This is a genomic window from Neisseria sp. P0009.S007 (assembly GCF_051962515.1).
Window position 1 is genome coordinate 1 of record NZ_JBQCVF010000856.1, and the last position, 516, is coordinate 516.

The following is a 516-nucleotide window of genomic DNA, read 5'->3' on the forward strand; positions in this document are numbered from 1 at the left end:
CACCAACATCCTGCTCGGACAAAGCGGCATGGGCAAGTCCACCCTGACCAACGCCCTACTCGTCAACCAAGCCGCCCGAACCGGCGACATTTCCACCGCGCTCGACTCCGGCAAACACACCACCACCCACGCCCAACTATACGATTTAAACGTAGAAACCCGACTCATTGACTCCCCCGGCCTGCAAGAATTCGGCCTGCACCATCTCCAAGCCGCCGATTTATTGCAATACTTCCCCGACCTGCGCCACCTCATCGGACAGTGCCGTTTCCACAACTGCACCCACCGTGCCGAACCCGGCTGCGCCGTCAAAGCCGCTGCCGAATCAGGCGAAGCCAAACCCGAGCGTATCGAATTTCTGCAACGCGTTACCGATGAATTATTGAAATAAAGTTTTAACGGAAATAAGCGTTTGGATAAATAAAAAGGCCGTCTGAAAAATTCAGACGGCCTTTTGTTGAAGCATAACCAAATTTACCTTTCAACCGGTATCGCTACCTTAGCGGGAAAGAGAAG

Annotated in this window: 1 protein-coding gene; it reads left to right on the top strand. The window is 53.1% G+C overall.

The genetic code is table 11. The features are described 5' to 3' along the window. The coding region (rsgA, locus tag ACTHS3_RS16775) for a ribosome small subunit-dependent GTPase A (RefSeq protein ID WP_440368613.1) at window positions 1-391 on the top strand (391 nt) is incomplete at its 5' end. Window positions 392-516: the final 125 nt, after the last annotated feature.